Annotated in this window: 18 protein-coding genes; 6 read left to right on the top strand and 12 right to left on the bottom strand. The window is 45.0% G+C overall.

The features are described from left to right. Positions 1-88 precede the first annotated feature (88 nt). Together AC1XUF_RS29415 and AC1XUF_RS29410 are read right to left on the bottom strand one after the other, a co-directional pair. Complete coding sequence (locus tag AC1XUF_RS29415) at positions 89-799, bottom strand: hypothetical protein (protein WP_483345445.1); 711 nt, start codon at positions 797-799, stop codon at positions 89-91. Positions 800-884: 85 nt separating this feature from the next. Continuing rightward, positions 885-1,562: an SAM-dependent methyltransferase gene (locus AC1XUF_RS29410; RefSeq protein ID WP_483345444.1), complete on the bottom strand. Its 678-nt coding sequence runs from the start codon at positions 1,560-1,562 to the stop codon at positions 885-887. Positions 1,563-1,667: 105 nt separating this feature from the next. Here AC1XUF_RS29410 and AC1XUF_RS29405 point away from each other — a divergent pair, with 105 nt between their 5' ends. Next, positions 1,668-2,096, top strand: a complete 429-nt coding sequence (locus AC1XUF_RS29405) for a hypothetical protein (RefSeq protein WP_483345443.1) — start codon at positions 1,668-1,670, stop codon at positions 2,094-2,096. On the opposite strand, the gene AC1XUF_RS29400 is transcribed toward AC1XUF_RS29405, so the two are convergent. Continuing rightward, positions 2,089-2,865: an alpha/beta fold hydrolase gene (locus AC1XUF_RS29400; protein WP_483345463.1), complete on the bottom strand. Its 777-nt coding sequence runs from the start codon at positions 2,863-2,865 to the stop codon at positions 2,089-2,091. The genes AC1XUF_RS29405 and AC1XUF_RS29400 overlap by 8 nt on opposite strands. A 379-nt stretch (positions 2,866-3,244) precedes the next feature. Between AC1XUF_RS29400 and AC1XUF_RS29395 the strand changes: the two genes are divergently transcribed. Continuing rightward, positions 3,245-6,649 (top strand): TonB-dependent receptor, encoded by a 3,405-nt coding sequence (locus tag AC1XUF_RS29395; protein ID WP_483345442.1) that lies wholly within the window; start codon positions 3,245-3,247, stop codon positions 6,647-6,649. Positions 6,650-7,259: 610 nt separating this feature from the next. Continuing rightward, the gene (locus AC1XUF_RS29390; protein WP_483345441.1) at positions 7,260-8,372 is read left to right on the top strand and encodes a hypothetical protein; all 1,113 of its coding nucleotides are present in this window, start codon (positions 7,260-7,262) and stop codon (positions 8,370-8,372) included. A gap of 270 nt (positions 8,373-8,642) precedes the next feature. Here AC1XUF_RS29390 and AC1XUF_RS29385 read toward each other — a convergent pair whose 3' ends face one another. Further along, positions 8,643-9,392, bottom strand: a complete 750-nt coding sequence (locus tag AC1XUF_RS29385; RefSeq protein ID WP_483345440.1) for a glycerophosphodiester phosphodiesterase family protein — start codon at positions 9,390-9,392, stop codon at positions 8,643-8,645. 155 nt (positions 9,393-9,547) lie between these two features. Next, positions 9,548-10,450, bottom strand: coding sequence for a patatin-like phospholipase family protein (locus AC1XUF_RS29380; RefSeq protein ID WP_483345438.1), 903 nt, complete (start codon positions 10,448-10,450; stop codon positions 9,548-9,550). A 181-nt stretch (positions 10,451-10,631) separates the two neighbouring features. Here AC1XUF_RS29380 and AC1XUF_RS29375 point away from each other — a divergent pair, with 181 nt between their 5' ends. Both AC1XUF_RS29375 and AC1XUF_RS29370 read left to right on the top strand, forming a co-directional pair. Next, entirely contained in the window at positions 10,632-11,606 is a 975-nt protein-coding gene (locus tag AC1XUF_RS29375) for a polyprenyl synthetase family protein (protein WP_483345437.1), read from the top strand. A 96-nt stretch (positions 11,607-11,702) separates the two neighbouring features. Then, complete coding sequence (locus AC1XUF_RS29370; RefSeq protein WP_483345436.1) at positions 11,703-13,079, top strand: leucine-rich repeat domain-containing protein; 1,377 nt, start codon at positions 11,703-11,705, stop codon at positions 13,077-13,079. 3 nt (positions 13,080-13,082) lie between these two features. Here AC1XUF_RS29370 and AC1XUF_RS29365 read toward each other — a convergent pair whose 3' ends face one another. Both AC1XUF_RS29365 and AC1XUF_RS29360 read right to left on the bottom strand, forming a co-directional pair. Then, positions 13,083-15,260: a DUF5916 domain-containing protein gene (locus tag AC1XUF_RS29365; RefSeq protein ID WP_483345435.1), complete on the bottom strand. Its 2,178-nt coding sequence runs from the start codon at positions 15,258-15,260 to the stop codon at positions 13,083-13,085. A 34-nt stretch (positions 15,261-15,294) separates the two neighbouring features. Then, positions 15,295-15,603 (bottom strand): DUF3817 domain-containing protein, encoded by a 309-nt coding sequence (locus AC1XUF_RS29360; RefSeq protein ID WP_483345434.1) that lies wholly within the window; start codon positions 15,601-15,603, stop codon positions 15,295-15,297. A gap of 230 nt (positions 15,604-15,833) precedes the next feature. On the opposite strand from AC1XUF_RS29360, the gene AC1XUF_RS29355 reads away from it, so the two are divergent. Beyond that, positions 15,834-18,386 carry a TonB-dependent receptor gene (locus AC1XUF_RS29355; protein WP_483345433.1) on the top strand — a complete coding sequence of 851 codons (2,553 nt, stop codon included), beginning with the start codon at positions 15,834-15,836 and terminating at the stop codon, positions 18,384-18,386. A 62-nt stretch (positions 18,387-18,448) separates the two neighbouring features. On the opposite strand, the gene ccsA (AC1XUF_RS29350) is transcribed toward AC1XUF_RS29355, so the two are convergent. Genes ccsA (AC1XUF_RS29350) through AC1XUF_RS29330 form a run of 5 tightly spaced genes read right to left on the bottom strand, consistent with a single transcriptional unit; the run spans position 18,449 to position 23,112 of the window. Beyond that, positions 18,449-21,046 carry a cytochrome c biogenesis protein CcsA gene (gene ccsA / locus AC1XUF_RS29350; protein WP_483345432.1) on the bottom strand — a complete coding sequence of 866 codons (2,598 nt, stop codon included), beginning with the start codon at positions 21,044-21,046 and terminating at the stop codon, positions 18,449-18,451. Beyond that, positions 21,043-21,477, bottom strand: coding sequence for a cytochrome c maturation protein CcmE domain-containing protein (locus tag AC1XUF_RS29345; protein ID WP_483345431.1), 435 nt, complete (start codon positions 21,475-21,477; stop codon positions 21,043-21,045). The genes ccsA (AC1XUF_RS29350) and AC1XUF_RS29345 overlap by 4 nt, the downstream gene beginning before the upstream one ends. Positions 21,478-21,483: 6 nt before the next feature. Then, entirely contained in the window at positions 21,484-21,708 is a 225-nt protein-coding gene (locus AC1XUF_RS29340; RefSeq protein WP_483345430.1) for a CcmD family protein, read from the bottom strand. A 37-nt stretch (positions 21,709-21,745) separates the two neighbouring features. After that, positions 21,746-22,417: a cytochrome c biogenesis protein CcsA gene (gene ccsA / locus AC1XUF_RS29335; protein ID WP_483345429.1), complete on the bottom strand. Its 672-nt coding sequence runs from the start codon at positions 22,415-22,417 to the stop codon at positions 21,746-21,748. Between the two features lie 32 nt (positions 22,418-22,449). Further along, positions 22,450-23,112: a heme exporter protein CcmB gene (locus AC1XUF_RS29330; RefSeq protein ID WP_483345428.1), complete on the bottom strand. Its 663-nt coding sequence runs from the start codon at positions 23,110-23,112 to the stop codon at positions 22,450-22,452. Between the last annotated feature and the right edge of the window lie 70 nt (positions 23,113-23,182).

The following is a 23,182-nucleotide window of genomic DNA, read 5'->3' as shown; positions in this document are numbered from 1 at the left end:
AACCGTGTTATTTAGGTTGTTGCGGAAGTAAAAAACAAGCGCCGTCGTGTCCCGAAGGAAATGACGGCGCCCTGCTGAAATTTTCTGTTCAATTAACGTCCAGCTCCTTAATGGTCGCCGTGATTCTGTTGTAGTAAAGTACGGTCAGACCTTCATAACCAGAGTCAGATCCCACAAAAAGCCAGATTTCACCTTGCGCGTTCGCCTTAACAGTAAATGGCCTGTCTGCGTTTGACCTATTTACCAATGCATACTTATCGGTTTCCAGACCATTTGCTACGTTGCCCAAAAGCGCTACATCCTTTCCCTCTTGCGACTGCTGACCTTTGTCGAGGTTGAATTCGTAAAATTTATTCTGGAGCGTTACTGTGGGCTCTGTTCCCGAAGCCCCCGCTTTAAGGTAAACCGAACTTCCCGGCGATCCTCCGGCCCCGAGGCTGCTCTCGGGATAATTGGTGCCGAGGCTGATGTCGAAAGTGACGGTGTATGTTCCATTGGGAACGAGGCCCTTGACTTTTTTCTTTAAGTACATGAACAGGTCGTCGCTTCGGTTCATACCCTGCATCGCGTATGCATGCTGGGTGGTGTCCAGGCCTTTGGGAAGCAACGCCAGGCCAGATCTCAGGTGCATCGTTGCGGTATCGGTTTCAGCAGAATATTCTGCAAATTCGGCACTCCATCCGTCCAGTGCAGTTTCAAAATCAGAGTCTACAATCGTGATGGCGTCCAGTCCGTCGTTGTTGCAGGCGGTCATTACCACCGAAAGCGTTACCACTGCAAGCATGATCCATTTTTTCATTGTTTTTAGAAAGTTGATTGAATAAAGAATTTGATAATTACCAGTCAGGATCGTAATCATCTGCACATCGTTGGAAGGGTGCAGCTCAGCCGATCAGGAAAATGGTTGGTTTCTTGTGAAGATCAGGCAGATCGGCCTTCCAACTTTTAATGGTTTTGGTTTTTACAAATTCATCTTCGGCAGTAACATTGCTTGCGACACAGAGCAAGGTGTCGGGAAGGCAGGCTTCCAGAACGGCTTCCATCATCTGGTTGTTACGGAACGGCGTTTCCATAAAAATTTGCGTCTGCTGTTTTTGTCTAGCATCCCTTTCCAGGGCCTGGATTGTTCTTTTTCTCTGGGACTTGTCAATGGGAAGGTAACCGTGAAAGGCAAACGATTGTCCGCTCATTCCCGAGGCCATTAGGGCCAGTAATATAGATGAAGGTCCCACCAGAGGTACCACCCTGATCCCAAGCTGATGGGCAATATTGACGGCAACAGCGCCCGGATCTGCGATACCCGGGCTGCCTGCTTCGGAAATAATTCCCGCATTTTGATCCAGCTTTCTAAGGGATTCGAGCGTTTCCGACCTCGGAGTGTCTTTGTTTAATTCAATAAATGTCAGGTTATCAATGACTTTTCCTAGTTTGAGGCTGCTGATGAAACGTCGGGCGGTACGGATATTCTCCACAAAAAATACTTCAAGGGCAGCGATTGTTTCCTTGATCTGAGGTGTGATTACATGGTCCTGAGTTCCTTCCGAAAGAATCGTGGGAATCATAAATATTACTATACTTTGTTCATTCATAAGCCTTTATAAATTGCTTGTTTCTTCCAACCAAATTATTGGATTTCGAATCCTACCAACTGTACAAAAATACAAACAATGAAAAGGCTTTTATATTTTTCCTTCTTTCTCACCCTATTAGCAGCATGCAAAAAGGACAGTGCGGATGCTTTATATAATACTGATATCCCGTCTATTGCCGGCGCCTGGAAGCTTAGCGAACTGGAAAGGGCGTCCATTGATAATAAGAACGTCTGGGAGCCGGTTGCGGCTGCAAAAGTAGATACCCTTGTTTTCCGTGCCGACGGCGTCATTCTCAACCCTGACGGTTCCCCCAGATGCTGCGCACCTAAATCTTTGATTATCAATGGATCGTTAATGGATATCAAGCCCCAGGTGGCGATTCCGTCCAATCCTGTATGTGCAACGATCAATTGTACCTATTGCCCTACCTGGGAATTGTCATGGAGCTATGATTTGCTTATTATATCATCCTGCGCAGGTCTCAAAGCAAAATATGTCAGATAACCTCATCCAGAAATTTAAATAAGACTTCCACGAATGCTTTCGGCTGCTCCGCCTGGACCCAGTGCCCGGCGTCTGCAATGGTTTCCAGCCTGGCATTCGGGAACAGGTCCTGAATGCCTTCCATGTCCTCGTCAAGAATGTAGTTTGATTTTCCTCCCCGGATAAACAGGACAGGAGTTTCGATCCGGTCTTTTGACTTGACCTCAGCTCCTACATTCGCCATATCCGAGGTAAGCAGTGGCAAATTGAAGCGCCAGCCAAAACCGCCTTCCTCTTTCCTATAAAGATTTTTTAACAGGAACTGCCTTACACTCAGAATAGGCTCGTATTCGCTGAGGATTTCATCGGCCTCGTTTCTGCTTTCAATCCTGTCGATAGGGATTGCATTCAACCCTTTTAAGATTTTGCTATGGTGTATTGGATAGGTTTTCGGCCCGATATCCACCACCACCAGCGCGTCATAAGTTCCAGGGTAAGTCACTGCATATTCCATAATGGTTTTTCCTCCCATTGAATGCCCAATCAATACCGGGTTTTCCAATTGCTGCTGGTCTATGAATTCTTTCAGGTCAGAAGCAAATGTGGCAAAATTCATGGGCCCAGCGTGGGGCGACCTTCCATGATTTCTCTGGTCGACAAGGAACACCTTGTATCCGTGTTCCGAGATTGTTTTACTAATGCCAAGCCAATTATCCAGAAGGCCAAAAACGCCATGCAGAATGATCATGGGTTTTCCGCTTTCCCCGATCTGTTTAAAGTTTAGTTGCATCATAAGAGGAACATATTTTCAGCAAAGAAACAAACGGCTTTCGTAAAATTTAACAATCTGGTAATTCGACATGGTTAATGCGCAGGAAAATGGGTCAAAAAAATTCTACAAAAATTATTTTTTACTATAAAATTCCGTTTAAAACGCGTGAAGCAATAATTAACGAATTTTAATAATTTGATAACAATGAAAATATTGAAGTATTGGTACAGTATTTTATATTATTCCAATAAATCAGGCAGTTACGCAGACTAGTATTGTATTTTAGTAGGATTTACGGTTTTGTTTCTGAAATAAAAAAACTATTATTTTGCAGCAAATATTTACTCATCGGTAGCGATGATCCTACCTAATATTTACAAACCAAATCACCAAATTTATGAACAGGAAAAGTTTACTTTTCAGGGCAGCGTTTCTTGCGCTGGCAACACTTCTATTAACATTCTTCGGTCCTGACGCCCAGGCGCAGGTTACTTCATCAGCAATTACGGGCGGTGTCACAGACGGCAAAGGGGAGGCTCTTCCTGGCGCAACAGTCGTGGCGATCCACGTCCCATCAGGCACAAAGTATGGCTCCATTACCAATGACAAGGGATTGTATACGATTCCTGCAGTCCGTGTTGGCGGCCCATACTCAGTTACAGTATCATTCGTGGGTTTTCAGGACCAGGTTCGCGACAACGTCTTTGCCGAGCTGGGTACCAGCGCCGACGTAAGTTTCAAAATGCTTGACGGCGGGACGGATTTGAAAGAGGTTATTGTATCCACTGCCAGAAGTGACGTTTTCAGCTCTGACAGGACGGGTGCTTCGTCTTCTTTTGGCCGTGAGCAGATTAACACGACTCCGACTATCGGCCGTACCCTCAACGACATCAGCAAGTATAATCCTTACAGCAATGGCCAGTCTTTTGCGGGGCAGGATGCCCGTTTCAACAACATTACAATTGACGGCTCGGTTTTCAATAATGGCTTTGGTCTTGGGTCATCAGCACAGGCAGGTGGTCGTACGGGAACCACCGCAGTTTCATTGGACGCGATTGATCAGGTTCAGGTTAACGTAGCTCCTTTCGATGTTCGCCAATCCGGTTTTACAGGTGCCGGTATCAACGCAGTTACACGGTCAGGTACAAATGATTTTTCGGGTTCGGCTTACACACTCTTCCGGAATTCAGACCTGGTCGGTAAAAAAGGAAACGGCGGGAACAAAATTACACCGGTACCCAATGTTAAAGAGAATACTTATGGCTTCCGTCTGGGAGGTCCGATCATCAAAAATAAATTGTTCTTTTTTATCAACGCAGAACAATACAAGAGCAGCACACCTGCATTAACATGGTCTTTAGATCGTGGAACTGGCGGTACCAACGTATCTCGCGTTCTTGAATCAGACCTGAAGGACCTCGACCAATTCCTGACCACCAATTTTAATTATTCACTGGGTGCGCTGGATGGATTTAACAATGAGGTGACCAGTAAAAAAGCACTTATTCGTCTGGATTACAACATTAATGACAAGAATAAGCTTTCCGTCCGTTATTCTCACCACAATTCTGAGTCAGGGCAGATCATCAGCAATAGTAGCAGTAGTAACACAGCAGGTAACGGAAACCGGACAAACAGCCAGCTTGCCATATCCGGCGAAAACACAGGATATCTTATTGCAGACAATACCCGGTCTATCGCAGCAGAATTGAACTCTAATTTTGGAGGAAAGTTCGCGAATGACTTCATTGTAACCTACAACAAGCAAATTGAAGACCGTACTTACAAAACATCTGTTTTCCCAACAGTAGATATCCTGAAAGATGGAAGTACTTACACGACCATCGGGTTTGATCCTTTTACGCCAAACAACAAGCTGAACTATTCGACATTCAACGTTACGAATAACCTGAGCTACTTTGCAGGAAAGCATACCTTCACATTCGGTGTTGTTTATGAGCACTTTACTTCTAATAACGTGTTCTTCCCTTCGTCAAACGGGGTATATGTGTATAATTCGATCGATGATTTCAAAACTGCCGCACTTGCTGCTAAAAACAACCCGGGTGCTACAACATCTCCTGTAACGGTTGCCCGCTATAACTTGCGTTATTCATTGTTGCCAGGTGGTGGTGAGCCGTTGCAGACCTTAAAACGAGATTTGTATAGTGCTTATGTACAGGATGAATTCCAGGTTACGCCTAATTTCAAAATTACTGCCGGTATCCGTGGTGACGTGTTTGCCTATGATAACTCAACAGCAAAGGATTTTGAAAACCCGGTTGTGGCAGCGCTTAAATTCGCAGATGAGAATGGAAAGGATTACAAGGTAAGTACCGGTACTTTCCCGAAAGCAAGATTATTGTTGTCTCCTCGTGTCGGTTTTAACCTGGATGTGAAAGGTGATAAAACAACTCAGATTCGTGGTGGAACCGGGATATTTGTTTCAAGGATCCCAGAGGTGTTGATCTCCAACCAATTGGGTAACAACGGTGTGAATACAGCGGTAATCAACGTGACCAACACTACCAATTACCCATTTACGTTGGATCCAAGTCGCTTTACTCCAAATCGTGACTCTGTTGATATAACCAAATTGCTTCCTTACGTAATCAATGCTTCGGATGCCAATCTGAAATATCCTCAGATCTGGAAGTCAGACATCGCCGTTGACCAGAAACTTCCTGGCGGTCTTATCGGAACAGTTGAGTTTATCTTCAACAAAACATTGAACGGGCTGCGTTATATCGACGCCAACCTGAAAGCTCCGGACCGTTCTTTCTCTGGGCCTGACAACCGTGAGCGTTTCCCGGCTTCTGGTGTAGCAAGCTCAGGTATAGGCGAAGCAAACACAGTAAACGTGGCACGTTTTTACAATCCTAAAATCTCCAACGTGTTTGTTTTGAAAAACGTTAAAAAAGGTAACTCGTACATTGCAACGATTAAGCTTGAAAAACCAGCTTCGAAAGGTTTTGGAGGATTTGTTTCTTATACCTATGGTGCTGCAAAAGACGTTGCTTTCGTAGGTAGCACGGTTCAGGCAAATGTTCCAACCAGCACTGGTCAGAACTACCTGCCATTGGCTTATTCGGATAACGATTTGCGTCACCGCGTTGTGGGCTTGGTTAACTACCGCCTTAACTATGGTGGCAAGTTCGGAGGTTCTACCGTGTTTACATTGGGCGCGGTTTCTGCCAGTGGTGGAAAAATCTCTTATACACTTAACCAGGATTTGAATGGTGACGGACAAAATTCGAATGATTTGATTTACGTGCCAAAGAATGCTTCTGAATTAACCTTTGCTCCTTTAACTGTTGGATCAGGTCCTACCGCGGTAATTTATTCTCCTGAGCAACAACAAACGGCTTTCAATGCATACATCGAGGGTAATGAATATCTGAAATCGCGCCGTGGTAAGTATGCTGAACGTAACGGTGGTGCTTACCCTTGGCTGACTCGTTTCGATTTAACGGTTATTCAGGAGTTTTACGTAGCTGTTGGCAAGAAAAACAAGAAAAATACGATTCAGTTGCGCGGTGATATTCTTAACATTGGCAACCTGATTAATGACAAATGGGGCTTGGGTAATTTAGCGACAGCATCTTCTGCAACAGGCGTGTCTAACCCTTTGGCTCTTGCAAGTGTATCAGTCGACGGTGTTCCTTCTTACAGGATCGCTACGCAGAGCATTAATGATAATGGTACAAACAAAACTATCTTATTAAGAGACTCTTTTGTACCTAACGTTTCTGTTGGTAGTGTATGGCAGGCGCAAATTGGTATAAGATATATCTTCAACTAATCTGATCGAAGTTTAGAAAGTGAAAGAGCCCGGTTTTTTTGATCGGGCTCTTTTGTTATATATAAATGTTAGCGATGAATCACATTCAGTGCGTGAATTTTGTCGTAAAAAGATTTATCCTGCAATTCCCGCGGCGTTATTGCCACCAGACTTTCCATTGGCAAGATCGATTTTTCAGCTTAGGTCTGGTGGTCGGCACCAGCCGGGCCAGCTCTCACCCTCGCTGGCTATCCCTGGGGTCAAGCTCGGTATTGATTTCCCTTTCATTTCAAAACCGTTCTTTTCGGACTAATTCTTTTAATGCATTTCATGTGACTTACAGGTTATATTATGTCAACCATTTGATAATGAGGTTTTTAGGCCATATTTTTTCTTGCAATGTGGTTTTATGCGGCAATCTAACCACCCAAATTTAAAACGTTAATATTACCTGTTACTAAGATTTCCAGTGAAAGCGCGCACAAATATTAGAAGTACTTTTCTAACAGTATGTTAATTTATTGTTAATACTCATGTAAAATATTCGATCATTTAAGTAGAAGTAATTCTTTTGCAACTTGATTCAACATTCGGATACAATGTTAAACATTTAAACACTAGTCTTATGGGAATGAGAAAATTGCTCACCGTTTTTGTCTGCCATCTGTTATTTTTTACAACTGCTTGTACTAATCAGGATGTTGATCCAGACCAACCAGTCGAAACCAACGACAAGTTTAAAAGTGTCCACGTAAATGATGGAATTTTAGTTTTCAGAACAGCAGCTCAATTTGATGAATTTTCTAAAAGATCCGGGCTTGCCGATGTGAGCACTCGGCTCGATCTGGAGAGAAGATTGGGTTATTTATCTTTAACTTCTGTTGTTGAGTCCAAGCAAAAACAAAGTGAGACGGAAATCAAAAAATTTGCGCTGGATAATGATCTTGTGGAATATAAAACGGGCATTCTCCGGCACAAACTAATTTCGGAAAACATCGCGTCTTTGGTAAATTCGGATGGCCTTGTAATTATCGGGGGCAGTCTATTTCGTTTTGCTCCAGATAAAGTTTCCAGTGTTCCAATTAGCAAAACGAATGGGATTACGAACGCGAAACTGGCGCTGCTGGAGAAATCTGAGTTGGAATCTCTGGTAAAATCCTATGCAATTAGCCGAAACGTAAAGAGTTTAAGTAACCCGGAAGCCAGGTATAACTTAGGAAATAATCAACTCTATGTTCAAAACGCTTACATCCGTACGGGTGCCCCATTATATAACGACGGCTTTTTTTCCAGAAATTTTGAGATTGAACTTCATGGGGGAGTTGAAGTCGCAAGCTTTGGGTACTGGTATGAATGGTATGATGAGTACGAGCCGTACAATGAAGATTGCCGATGCGAAAGCGGAATTGGTACACCTCACGTCGATAACGGATATGCTGCTTATGTCAAATTAATAGAGGATCTGTACAAAAGATATCCAAACAACAATATCGAACGGAATGAGACAGCTTCCTATTTAAGGGTAAAAAGTACAAATGCCACGTTGTATGCGGATGGTGTCGCCATTCCCCTCAGATATGATAATAGAGTTAGTAATGTACATGATTTCTGGTATGAGGTTTGGTCGCAATGGAAGCCTTACATCGGCGGCTCCCGGACAGCTATTGAGGTGGAAGGCAACTTTGATTTCGAAGGCCAATTGCAAAGGGACGGGCGTATTTTGACAACTACTGTCAATCTATGATGTCCGGATTTTGACACTGAAATTTCTCTATCCGGCTGGAGATGGCTCAGTATAATGCTGGTGGGACATTTTTGTGCTGGCTGTTGCATCTGCGGCGCCTGCCAGATCAGTGACGCTTACATTGGTAGCCCATCCCCGGGCGTCAGCCCCGGGGATTAATGATTTCTTTTAAATGGAGGCACGCTGAATTAAATAAGCGGAGGTAAAATAGAGCAAGTGTTTGCCATATTTAGATGTAAATACATTAGCGGGATACAGACTATTTTTTAATTATTTTTTCTGAAATATACTCTGCACCAAAACCGGTTTGTCCGTACAAATAATATCGGGTCCGCCACTTCCATAAATTCTCCGATACAAAGGCCGCGAAGCCGAGGATTGAAGAGTGTCAATGTTCCCATTCGTACCCAGCGAAGCGATGACATTCAACTGATGTATCTTTTCATAAAATGGCTTATCCTGCAATTCCCGCGGCGTAAGTGCTACGAGGTGATCCATGGGGAGCCCTGATTTTTCCACATCCCCAATGAGCTTGTTGCTATTAAAACCAACAGCCAGCATCAGATCGGGAGCCAGTTGGTGGGCGATTCTCGCTTCTCCGATCGAGTAACAAATGAGCACGGATTTATTGAGGTTGCCTGTGGTCCGTAGCATATCGATGGTTTTCCGAACATTGGTCTCCGGTTTTTTATCCACAATCAAAATAAGGTTCTTGCTTTTGCTCCACACCAGCAGTTCCTGAAATGTGGGGATGCCGTATTCGGTCAGTTTACCGTTGGCATCTTTGAGTTTCAATTGCACGGCGTCTTCCCAGTTCGTTTTGCTCAACAAACCTTTTCCGTTGGTGCGGATGTTCAATTCATCGTCGTGCGAAATGACCATCAAGCCATCGGCTGTTACCCTGACGTCAAATTCCAGCAGCACGCAAGGGACATTTTGATAGGTCCTTTCAAAGGTTGCCATGCTGTTACCCGGAAAACCGTCCTCTGTACCCCCCTGATGTGCCATAATGAGTGGCATATCTCTCTTCTTAGGTTTAAGATAAGATTTGAGGGCGCCTGCGGAATTGAAATTACAAGGACCGATGTGCCTCTGACCAGACCCTTTTATGGTAACCATTGCAGTTAACATAAGTATAAAAAGTACTTTTCGCTTCATCATTTCAATGGTTATTCCTACACTTTCTCCGCTTTCATCACCGATTCCATTCCCGCACGGTAGCCCTCAATGATCAATCTCGAAATATCGTCGGAGTTGAAATGTTGCAAGTCGAGGAACAAGGGGCTTGACGGCCTGATCACCGTTATTTTCATGGGATGGCCACGCAATATTGAGCGGTCCACATAAGATTCGGCCCACACAATATTGCTGTTGGCAATCTGGTTCACCGTGATATCTCTGACCCGCTCGATTAATGTGATCAAATTTCTTGCATTGAGGTCTTCGGGTTGATAAAGCAGGGGTGAATGGCAGGCGATCAGGACAATTTCTGTCGCGCCGTCTTCTATGGCCTGCCTGATCGGCGCTACTTCGCGCATCCCCCCATCGAGGTAAAGCTGCCCCTCAATTTCAACGGCGGGCATCAGCATTGGAATGGAGGAGCTGGCGTAGACAAAGTCGATGTAATGAGGATCCTGAGGAGTAACGTATTTGATTTCCCCGCTGGCAATATTAACCGCCCCCACTTTGACCTTGACAGGCGTATTCGTCAGATAATCATCGTTCAGATGTCTCCTGATCAGCTGATGTAATGGAAGCGGGTCCACAATGCCATCAAATCTGCTCAGCAAGGTATTCATTCCCAGCATCACCCGGGAGCGGAGCATGGATATGTCCTGAGGCTGTGTGATATTTTTGATCCAGAATTCAAGTAATTTGCGGCTAGCCACAGGCCATTTCATTTCTTTGCTATCCAGCATTTGCCTGCCGGCTTCATTGGCGAGAAATGTTGCGTTTAATGCTCCTACCGAAATCCCATAAATCATTTCAGGCTCAAAACCATTTTCCAGTACAGCCTGGATCACGCCCACCTGAAAAGCGCCCTTCATTGATCCCCCTCCGAGGACAAGTGCTTTCATAAATCCTTCATTCCATTTTCCTCAATTCTAAACATTTTAAAAATAAAATTGATATAAACAGAAGATTTTATTCCAAATTTGAAGGCTAGACTTCAGAGGCAGCTGACATACGAACTGCATACCTGCACTGCCGCTAGCGTCCTTTTAATATCAGGAGGGATACTTGCCCCCGCAGATTAATATGACCCTTTCAATAAAGGATATTCAGGCACCGATTGTAGATGAAATGAAGGCTTTTGAGCATAAGTTTCGTCAGTTTATGAAAAGCGATGTAATGCTGCTCGATCAGATTATGAATTACATCGTGCGCAGGAAAGGGAAGCAGCTACGGCCGATGTTCGTATTTCTTTCCGCGGGAGTTTGCGGGAGCATCACCGAGTCGACTTACAGGGGAGGGGCGCTGATCGAACTGCTCCATACTGCCACTTTGGTCCACGACGATGTTGTGGACGATTCCAATTACCGTCGCGGCTTCTTTTCTGTGAATGCTTTGTGGAAGAACAAGATTGCCGTGCTGGTGGGGGATTACCTATTGTCCCGAGGATTGCTCTTATCGGTTGATCATCAGGAATTCGACATTCTGAAGATTGTCTCCACGGCTGTCAGGGAACTCAGTGAAGGAGAGCTGCTTCAAATTGAAAAGGCCAGAAGGCTGGATATCAACGAAGAAGTTTACTACCAGATCATTCGACAAAAAACGGCATCATTGATTGCTTCCTGCTGTGCAGTAGGCGCTAGTTCAGTTGGCGCCGGCGAGGATATGGTGAAGCGGATGCATGCCTTTGGCGAAAAAGTGGGTATGGCGTTTCAGATCAAAGACGACCTTTTTGATTATGGCGAAGACGAAATCGGCAAACCGCTCGGGATCGATATCAAGGAAAAGAAAATGACGCTCCCATTGATTTACGCATTGAACCACGCTCCCTGGCTGGAAAAGCGCAGGATCATCAACATTATCCGCAATGAAAGCCACAAGCCCCATAAAGTCAATGAGGTGATTGCTTTCGTAAAAGAGTCGGGCGGCTTACGCTATGCGCAGGAAGTTATGCAAAAGTATGTGGAGGAAGCCAGAAGCCTCCTGGCTGGATTTGTAGATTCAACCCATAGAACATCATTGGAACAGCTCGTTCAATACACAATTGAAAGAAGCAAGTAGTTTTTAACTATACATAGCAAATTCTTTTTTATATAAGTAAGTATAATAATATGACTAAGGTCTTAGTTGTATTATTATCAACTTATCTCTACTGCTATGAAACTGTTTCTCATCCTCTTTCTAAGCCTGATTTTTCAATTCGCGAATGCGCAGACAAGGGTTATCTGGCAAAAGAATGCCGAAGCCGAGGGGTTCGATGTAACTAAGCTGGCCCAGCAATACAATAATGATGTGAAAGGATTTGCCAAACCAATCCTTGATCAGTTAGAGAAAGCTGTTGCGGCGGCTTTTCCGGTCAACCCAAATCCCGGAATTACGGTTTTCACACAATTCTTCGTCAATGCCTCCGGTGCGGTCGATTATCTGATTTTTGATATACAGACAAGCGAACGATATAATATAGATTCATTGGGGCGTCACACTTCGGAAGCTTTCCTGAGAAGTTTCGATGGCTGGAAAACGGTCAATGCTCCCGGGAAAGCTTTTATGTTCGCCTCGTTTCGTAATGTAGGGAAGGCGATTGTCAGGCGGGAGATAAGGAAAATGGACAGTTCCATTGTGGACGTGAAAACTGCCTTGGCTGCGGTTGATACACTAAAAGTCAAATACCTTTATCTCAATCAGTTGGAACTGAAAGAGGTGCCAAATGTAATTTACAGGTTCAAAAATCTGGAAGAATTGTACCTGGGTGGCAATGAATTGCAGAAGGTTGGTATTGATCTGAAACGCTTTCCCAGGCTGAGACAGCTGCATTTGCAAGGCAACCAACTCACGAATTCAGGCCTTATTTTGGCTGAAAATTCGTCGTTGGAGATACTGAATTTGAGAGAGAATAAATTCACGGACATTCCAGATGCCGTTAAGAAATGCAAGAAAATGACGAGCCTCTGGCTTGGCGGAAACACACTTAACAATTTGTCATCCAAAAGTTTCAGAAAACTCAAACAGGTCCGTGACCTGAACTTTTACCGGTCGGATCTGGCTGTTTTACCCAAAGGGATCAAAAAGATGCGGAGGCTGGAAGTTTTGGACCTTTATTATAATAAGCTGGAAGTACTGCCCAAATCCATTACCAGGTTGAAACGATTGACACATCTGGCAGTTTCGCACAACCAGATTGCCGCATTACCTGCAAAGATCAGCAGATTGAAGAACGTACACACGATTTATGCCCATCACAATCATCTGAGCAACCTGCCCGATGGGATTGGTAAATTGAAGAACCTTCGGATTTTAGATTTGGGTTATAACTGGTTTACCAATTTCCCGGCCGAGCTGACCGCCTTTACCAACTTGCAGGAACTCGACCTGTCATCCAATAACTTCCCGGAATTCCCTGAGCAGCTTTTGAAAATCACGCAATTGGAGAAACTGTATCTCCGGGGTAATCCGTTCGTGACGGAAAACACTGAGAAACAATATGGCCAACAGCTGGGACTTCTCAAAAAGAAGAATATTGAGGTATTTTATTGACGGCTACAAATTTAGCCAGTAAGTGAATTTCAACACAATCGCACGGTTCTTGACCCGGAAATTCTCAGGTAAATAGTTGTCGGTATACACGATGAACAAATCCGAAGCCGGTTTGTAACGCCATTGCACACGTGCATTCAGGTTGATATTGTCAGCCTGATTGTTGTATTGCATAAAAGTGGTAAAAAAGAGCTTGTTCGTGAAGGTAACATCCACACGCGGGCCAACCAGCCAGAGTTGCGTGCGGTTCCAGGGCGCTGGCAAACGGATATCGTTGTAATTCCCCGCCATCGTAATCGCCACATAAGGCTGAACGCGGTAGCCCAGTTCAGCGCGAAGATTGTTTCGATGTCCGTTTTGATAGTAACCCCCGAAAATACCGGAGGTAAGAAAGGTAAGCCTGTTTTGAGGGCCGGATACAATATCAAACCCAACCGATTTCCAATTGTGTTCGCTTCCGGTTGGCAATGTGCTTCCTCCCAGGTTTGTCGGGTCAAAAGGACGCAATAGCCGCACATAATTGCTTGCTCCCCACACCGATACCGTGGCTCGGTTGATATAGTTCACATTATAGGAAAGGATAAATTCGCGGTCTGTCAGATCAAACTTTTTGTCCCAAAAGGTATTGTTAACCAGTTTCGGTCCGTGGCTGATGACTTTTGGATTTTTAATAAAAAACAGATAACCCACATTCGGGCTGATCTTGTAGTAACCCAGACGGACCGCATTGGGGACATATCCGACTTCTGCATTGTAATTTTTGCCCACATACTCATGCTGCCATTGCCAGAAGAAATTGGGGTGGTTGAATTTAAGATCGGCGGCATGCGTGAAATCATCAGTAGATTTTCCGGGTGTAAATGATTTCAAAACCATCACTTTTCCTGTCCAGAGATTTTTGGCACTGGCAAGGTTGAATTCAGCTCCGATATTGCGATTATAACGGTTGGTAGCCGAGTGCCTTTCCAGGGAATAATTCGTGGCGTCCTTGTTCACGAAAATGAACCGTACATTGGACCTTGCCAATAACTGCCTCTGCAATGCAAAAACCGAATAGTTATTCCTTGGAGTAAGAGAGTCGGCAGAACCGGTTTGGACATCCAAAACCCCGATACGCCAGTTCTTGTTGATTTTCCCGCTCATCCTCGCGCCAAACTGGATAGGTACCCCCAAACCAATGCGCCGCGAGAAAAAAGGGCGAATGGTAGCGTACCCGAAATTGGCGAAAAGGTCGGCATTTTCCAGAAAGAACTGCCGTCGCTCCGGGAAAAAGAGCTCAAAGCGGTTGAGGTTGGTTTGCTGCACATCCACGTCGACCTGCGAAAAGTCAGGATTGACGGTCAGGTCGAGGTTTAATGAGGGCGTCAGCCCGATTTTTACGTCGCCGCCAACAGTCGGCTTATACTTGGCCGGCGTATCGTTTTGGTGGTCCTTGGTCATCTTCAAAGCTGCGTAAGGAATAACCGAGATATTCGGGCCTGGATTCGGTGGCGGAACATCCCAGACCAATACCCCGGTATAAGCCAGTGAAGCCGAAGGAAATTGCTTCGGCACGGGTGCCCAGGAAGATTTTTCGGAAATGGTTAGGTCCTGGCGGCTGAAATTAATGCCCCAGCGGGTGATGCCAGGTTTATAACGTATGCTTTTGAAGGGGATTGCCGCTTCCCAGACCCATTTATCGCCATCATTTTTAACTGAGCTCACCCATTTATTGTCCCAGCTTAAATCGACCGTTCCCCCGTCGCCTTGCTGTCCGTCCCAGGGAGCGCCAGCGGCATTGGCACCGAATGAAAAACCATTGGTTTTATCATCGAAAGTATCCATGAATAGGAGAAAATTGTCATTTTTTCCAAATGAAAAGTCCCTTTTAAGCGATTCAACAATAAGCGATCCTTTGATTACCTTATAGTTTACGACGAGAATGTAGAGGTTATTTTTGTCGTAGCAGAGCTTCACATCCGTTTTCGACTTTGAAAAACTGGTGTCCATGGGTGTGATCATGAAGAAGTCTGTCGCGGTTTCGGCGGCGTTCCAGGCCGGATCATCTGCTACGCCATCGATCGTCAGCGGGGAAACTGCTGAGTGGATATGGTATTGGTAGTTTTCATTAGGCTTCTGTGCAATACTTTTTAGAACTATTAAACAGAAAAAGAGTTGAGTCAGGGTAAAAATTCGAAGCACAGGTTCGGATATAGGAATAATGGATAATCAGTTGTCAGGGATGTTCGCTCCGAAACCAGCGGGCGTCGGCATAAAAAGTACCAAACGGGACCAATGAGGCAAAGAAGGATAGTAATGATTTTTTGAAAGACCAACTTTTTTCCGTTGCAACCTGGATCAGGAGAAGTACAAAAAGGACAAACAAAATGCCATGTGCCATGCCTACAACCCGTACCGCCTGTGGAAGTCCGGCAAGGTATTTCAATGGCATTGCGATCCCTAAAAGCACCAGAAATGAAACACCCTCAAGAAAAGCGACAATCCGGAAACGGCCCAGCGTTGATTTAATCAATTCGGAAATCATAGGGATAACTGTGTTGGAAGAGTACATTTTCCTGTAAAGATACGTATTCAGGAATTTTTTAAGCGGTAAGTCGCGAAACGATTTACATGGAAATATTATATATCAGAGAAAATGAGTAGATAGGAGGGTTTAATTTTGTGAAAGGTATGTTTTTAAAAATTTTGTTTCGTCAGCTCTATTAATACTAAATGAATATTGTATAATTTGCTCCCAAAATCAATATTTACGCCATGGTAAAAACCTACATTATCTTAGTTTTATTCTTTATTGGCTCCGTTTCGTTCGGACAGTCGTTGAAAGTATCCGGCAAGGTCACGGACGAGAAGGGCGAGCCCTTAATTGGCGCTTCCATCATTGAAAAGGGCACGAACAATGGAACTACCACAGATGGAAGTGGGGCTTACACATTGACGGTCACTTTTTCTAACGCTACTTTGGTAGTAACCTATGTCGGTTACAACAAGATAGAAAGAGAACTCAACGGTGGGGTTTCACAAGATTTTTCCCTAACCGATGCGACTGTACTAGGCCAGGTAACGGTTGTGGGTTCCCGAAACCTCAACCGATCGGCGACCGATACACCGGTTCCCGTAGATGTGATCGATATACGCGAGGTGACCACCAAGCAAGGGCAGCTTGATGTGAATCAATTGTTACAATTTGCCGCTCCTTCATTTAACTCCAACAGACAGACAGGTTCAGATGGGGCGGACCATGTGGATCCGGCATCGTTGCGTGGCCTGGGGCCCGACCAGACATTGGTGCTGATCAACGGAAAAAGAAGACATCAGTCCTCATTGGTCAACCTGTTTGGCACCCGGGGAAGAGGAAATACAGGGACTGACCTCAATGCAATCCCTGCAGCAGCCATTGAGCGGATAGAAATTTTGCGGGATGGAGCCGCTGCGCAATATGGTTCAGACGCTATTGCCGGTGTGATCAACATTGTTCTGAAAGAGTCCGTCAATCAGTTAACCGCAAATGTAAATGCGGGAATATTTAAAGCCAAGTACCGTTTTGATGATAAAAAGTACGATGGGCTTAATTACAACGTGAACCTTAATTATGGTCTGAAAATAGCTAAAAGAGGGTTTATTAATGTTACCGCCGATTATAACTACCGCGATCATACCAATCGGGCCAATTCGGTTGACAGCGTTTCGGAACTGGCGCGCAGGCAGTTTGGTGACCCCAGGATTAATAACGCCTCGGTTTACTACAATGCTAAAATCCCCATTGGGAATCAATTTCAGGTTTACAGTTTCGGGGGCTTCAATAACCGGAAAGGTGATGCCTATGCCTGGACGAGGTTCCCCGACGATGACAGAAACATTCCTTCTATCTATCCAAATGGTTTTGACCCGATTATCACGAGCAAAATCGATGACAGGGCAGTTACCGCCGGCGTAAGAGGCGTATGGAAATCGTGGGACATTGACCTGAGTAATACTTATGGATTTAATAAGTTTCATTTCGGTGTAAAGAATTCTTTGAACAGGTCATTTGGCGAACTTTCCCAGACAAAGTTCGATGCGGGCGGTTTTCAGCTCGGGCAGAATGTTACCAACCTGAATATCACCCGTTTTTATAAAAGCGTTTTACAAGGCCTGAACGTCGCTTTTGGAGGAGAATTCAGGACAGAGCGTTATAAGATTTTCGCCGGTGAGAGGGCATCTTATTATAATTATGACCCGGAATTTCCTGGTGGCTCGCAGGGGTTTCCGGGATATAGCCCAACGGACGCGACCAACAAGTCCCGCTCCAATGTGGGCGCTTATGTGGATATAGAGGCAGACTTCACGAAACAATTTCTGGTTGATGCCGCGGTACGTTTCGAAAATTACAGCGATTTCGGAAGTACATTGAATGGGAAAGTTGGGCTAAGGTACAAAGTAACCGACGCATTTGCGCTTCGGGGAGCTGTAAGCACCGGTTTTCGGGCACCTTCCCTAGCCCAGAAATACTTTAACTCCACCTTTACCAACTTTGTAAATGGGCAGGCCGTGGAGGTTTTGCTGGCTAATAACAACAGCGCAGTAACGAAAGCATTGGGCATACCCGAATTGAAACAGGAAACTTCTCAAAATGCCAGTCTGGGGTTCACATTCACACCTGCCTCACGGCTGTCGGTCACGGTGGACGGTTATTATGTTAAGGTGAAAAACCGTGTTGTCTTGACAGGCCAATTCAGCGATGATGATCCGGAGATCGGCAACTTATTGAAGGCGTTACGTGTGGGCAAAGCACAATTTTTTACCAATGCATTGTCTTATACCACCACAAAGGGTTTTGATGTTATCGTGGCCCACTCTGCTCCATTGGGAATAGGCAGGCTGAGCTCCACACTGGCTGCCAACTTTAACTGGATGGAACTTGGCCCCGTAAATACGAGCCCTAAACTGGCTGGTAAAGAAGATATCTACTTCGACGAGCGCGAGCGCAGGTTCGTTCTCGCTTCGGCACCGCCATCCAAAATCAACCTGACCTTGGACTACGCAATAGACAAATTCAGTATCATGTTGCGGCTGATCCGCTTTGGGGAAGTAAAGCTGGCAAACTGGGATTATGAGATTGATACTTATAAAGCAAAAGTGCAGACTGACCTGACTTTGAATTACCGTTTCACCAAACAGTTCTCCTTGTCGGTAGGAGGAAGCAACCTCTTCAATGTATATCCCGACAAATCATCGCCCGCATTGACGGAATCGGGAGGAACCTGGGACCCTGTTCAAATGGGATACAATGGAGCTTTCTTCTTTACAAGGGTTGGTTTCCGGTTTTAAATAATAGAGTCACAAAAAATGTCAGCTTTTCGGGGCTGACATTTTTTGTGACAATGATATTTTTAAACCACCTGAACCTTCGGCTTTGGTTTAGCTTGTCCGGCCGACTGGGCTTCCTTGTTCCTCATTTTTATAAAATCCTTAAACCGCCTCACGGTGGCCATCATAAATCCTATCACCAATACGAAGGTACCTAGCCAAAGAATATTGATCAGCGGTTTTTCTGTGGCTTTCATCACAATGAAATCACGCTGGGTCGTATTGACAGCGAAACTGAACTGGCCCGTCTGCGGATTGATTTCCTGAAACTGGATGCGAAGACCGAGATCATTGTTTACTTCGGGTTTGCGGGCAACCATACGGTCGCGGATCACGAAAGAAGGGGTGATTACGAACTCTTTGTCCTTATCCAGAACGCGGATAATTGCCTTCACAGCAGCGTCCCCTTCGCCAAGTGTCACACCTTCCACATCCTCAGTTCTTACCACGTTATCCAGAATAGCCACATAATCATTTACAAAAAAGGTATCCCGTAAATTGACCGTGAAATTTTCTGTCTGGCTCCATACCGGTTCTGCAGTAGGATTAGTAACCATGGAGACGTACGTGTACAAATCTTTATCCACTTTACGCTGAATGTCTGGCGAAGATACAATTCCACCCATTCTCGGGTTGATCTGCACTCTTGGGAATAAGGTGAATATCTTGCCCGACGGCTCCCGGTACTCAATTTCGTAGTAAAAGTTCTCGGGGAAAATCTCGATGGTATCTCCTTTAGAATTGTACTTCTGGTTGTTGATTACAATGTCACGCAACGCAACCGCGTGAAAATCGCCTTCCACAATGTCGATCCAGCTTTTAGGTATATAACCCGGAATGTGACGGGGCTCTACGCGAACATCGCGCCAGGTTAGCATGTATTCGCCCATTTTTTCAGGCTTGTTGAGCCAGAGCGTAATGTTCTCTTTGTTTTCCTTATTATCGTTGCTCGTAAATTCCTCACTGCGCGAGATCATCAGCCCCGAATTATTAATAGAAACAACCCTGGTGTACGCCGACGAGAACAAGATCCCAATCAACATCAATGCTACCCCGATATGCGTAATTGCGCCGCCCGACAAACTGTAATTACCACGCAGGATATTGAGCAGGATGGTACCATTGGCCACAATTGCAAAAATGCCGGTTGTCAGCAACACAATATATTGGATGTCCTTCACGCCTTTGAAGGTGATCACGGCAGCACTGACCAGCAATGTGATCAGCAACGGATTATAAAGCGATTGCAAATTGCCTTTCCCTACCCGTTTCCACCAGAAGTACTGGCCTATACCTGTCAACAGGATAATCAGCGAGAAGAACCAAAGCTGAAATTTGTTATAATGCGCAACCTGGTCTGCCGGCAGCGCCATGTTCAGTACGGCTCCGAAGGCCTCTGCGATTTTGTTGTAAACCGGGATCGAGGTGGTAGCGAGAATTTGGAAGCCAGACAGGCAAAGCAATGTTGCGCCAATAAAAATCCAGAATTCCTGAGAATAAGTGGATACCTCCTCTTCGTCGGTTGGCAAGGTCTTCCAGCGATAGAACAGCAAGCCGACAGCTACAACGGTGAAGGTCAGTAAGTAAACCAACAACTGTCCGGATAAGCCAAGATCCGTGAAGGAGTGCACCGACGCATTGCCTAATACCCCGCTTCTGGTCATGAATGTGGAATAAAGGATCAGGATAAATGTGGCGATCGTCAGTATGAAAGAAGTTTTCAATGCAGTGGCATTCCTTCTTCCGATAATCATCGTGTGTACCGCTGCAACCAAAACCAGCCAGGGAACAATAGAGGAGTTTTCGACCGGGTCCCAGTTCCAGTAGCTGCCAAAGTTGAGGGTTTCGTAAGCCCAATAAGCTCCCATCAAAATGCCCACCCCCAGAATCATGGAGGAAAACAACGCCCAAGGTAGCGCAGGGCGAATCCATTCCTGGATTTTTTTTGTCCATAAACCCGCGATGGCAAAGGAAAAGGGGATCAAGGTAGTGGCAAAACCCAGGAACAGGGTAGGAGGGTGGATTACCATCCAGTAATTCTGTAAAAGCGGGTTAAGGCCGTTGCCGTCTTTTGGGATAAAATTCGGGTCCATTTTATAGACTGGCAGGTCTGGCATCACCTCCTTAAGGAGCAAAAACGGCGTGGAACCGATTTTAAGATCAAGACCGGGTATTACTACACCGAGGATCATTGAGGTTAAAAATGCCTGGACCAAAGCAAAAACGGTCATGACAGGCGCTTCCCAGGAACGGTTTGTGAAAATCAATACGGAGCCTAAAATGGTGTTCCAGAAGATCCATAATAGAAAACTTCCTTCCTGGTCCTGCCAGAAGCTGGAAATCGTATACCCTGTTGGAAGGGACAGCGATGAGTTCTTCCAGGCATAATGGTATTCGAAATAATGGTTGCCGATGATCCAGTATAATGAAAACACAATCCCGATTACCGCTGCGACATGGATATAAAATACAATCCGGGCGAAACGTTTCCAGGTCAGCGTATCATCAACGGACCCGCCTGCAATGCCGGATTTGAAATAAGCAAATGTCGCAACCAGGGCTGTAACAAATGCAATAATGACCAGCAGGTGTCCTGCACTTCCAATCGTACTGTGAATCATGATTTTGCGGCAGTATGTTCAGTGGTTTCCATTTTCCCGTTTTCGTATTTAGAGGGGCATTTCATCAGGATTTTCTCGGCTGAAAAAGTGCCGTCTTTGATCTTGCCTACCACAACCACCTGTTCCGACTTGTCAAAATCCTGTGGCTTGGAGTTTTTGTAAACCACTTTTTGCTCCACGTTATTGTTGTCAACCAGGGTGAAAACAAAATAATTGGGGTCGATCTCGGGCTGATATTGCATTTCTACAATTTGGCCAGTGCTATTCTTTTTGAGCTTGCCTACCACGTGGATGCTTTCATTATCCCCGTCCTGTGCCATTTCTTTTGCTTTGGTAAAATCCACATAAGTGCTGGCGTCGCCGGCTGTCGAGACAATGATCCCGATAGCAACTGCTATAATGACAAGCCCGAAAATTTGTATCTTCTTCATGGTGAATTACTTGATATTTAGTTCTTTTTCAATCTTTTTAAGTTTGGAATCGATCCGGAGCATGTTGATAGCAATGCCCGCAAAAACCACTGCAATGACCGTCACCACAACCCAAATTTTCCCGTCAGCACGTAGTTTATCTGCCATTTCCACAGAATTTTCGGCGGTTTGGGCCATCAGGTTTCCACTCAATAAAAGAAGTGCAGGCAAAAAGGAGGAAATTCTTTTCATTGTATTTTGACAGACTAAATCTTAACGAATTTTTGGTTTAAAATGTTTGCGTTTCTTCTCTCAAGCGGTTGATACGCTTTATCCGTATCCTCAGTTCGGCCAGCCAAAGCCCCAGGAGGATGTAGCCAATTACCGCCGGATAAAAGACCCTGCGAATGTTATTATCAAAATCATAGGAGCCAAACGTGCTGTTGCCGCCGCTGCCCGGATGGAGGGAGTCCGTGAGCCGTGGCAGGATGTAAATAATGGGGATAAAAACTGCGAAAGCAAAGATGTTATATACCGACGAAATCCTTGCGCGACGCTGTTCGTCTTCAAATGATGTTCGGAGCAGCAGATAGGCCAGATAGATCAATATGCCTACTGCGGCGCCATTCAATTTAGGATCGTTGGGCCAGGGGTCGCCCCAGGTATAGTTGGCCCACACCGAGCCAGTCATACATCCGAGTATGCCAAAGAAAATAGCCGACTTGGTAAGCTCACTGGCAATATCATCGTCTCCAATTTTGCCTTTGTTTAAATATTTTACCGAGAATATCATGGATAGAAGCAACAGGAAAGTCATCGCAAGCCATAGTGCGACGTGGTAGTAAGTGTTGCGGATACTTTCATTAATAATCGCCAGACGGGGGACTGGTCCCAGCAGTCCCATGACGATCACGTAAAACATGATGACGATACACAGGATTTTCCACCAGATCTTTCTCATTTTGACTAGTTGTATTTAAAAAATAATCAGTTTCAGCTTCTCCACAAATAAGGGAAAAGCAGGTAACTGAGGGTAATTACTATGAGATCAATAGCTAATAGTGTGCTGATTTCGTCGGAACTAACCGACCATTCCAGGCCGTCCAGCGCATTTTTTGATAGTTTAATGGTCATCAAAAGCATGGGAAGGATGATTGGAAAACTTAGTACTGCCATTAAAGTCGCACTGTTGTCGGCCTTGGAAGCAATGCCTGCTACCAAAGTAAGCACCGAAGCAAAACCCAGGGAAGCAAGAAGGATACAGATTACAAACAAGGACATATCACCGACCGGATTGCCCATTACGAAACCGTAAAAAACAAATCCAATTCCGGATAACAAGACCATGATGAACGAATTGTAAATGATCTTGGAAATAATAATCGCCTGCGGGCTGCAGAGATTGTAGTAGTAAAGAAGCCTGCCGTGGCGTTCCTGGGAAAAGCTTTTGGCGATCGCAGTAACAGCGGTGAAGAGCAGTATAATCCAGAAAAGCGTGTTCCAGACAATAGGAGTGAGCTGATTTCTGCGAAGATTAAAGCTCAGGTAACAGACAAAAACGGTACTGACAACATAAAGCAGCATACCGCTTAAGGCATATTTCTGACGCCATTCAAGCGTTATCTCTTTTTTGATTAGGGTTTTTATCTCGTTCAAAATACTTTGATCGGCGGTCAGTTTCCGATTTAGAGGACATCGTTTCAAAACGCAAAAATACGACATAAAG

The organism is Dyadobacter sp. HNCC25DJ185 (assembly GCF_056895195.1).
The sequence above is the reverse complement of the archived record's forward strand: the minus strand, read 5'-3'. Positions and strand labels throughout refer to the sequence as shown.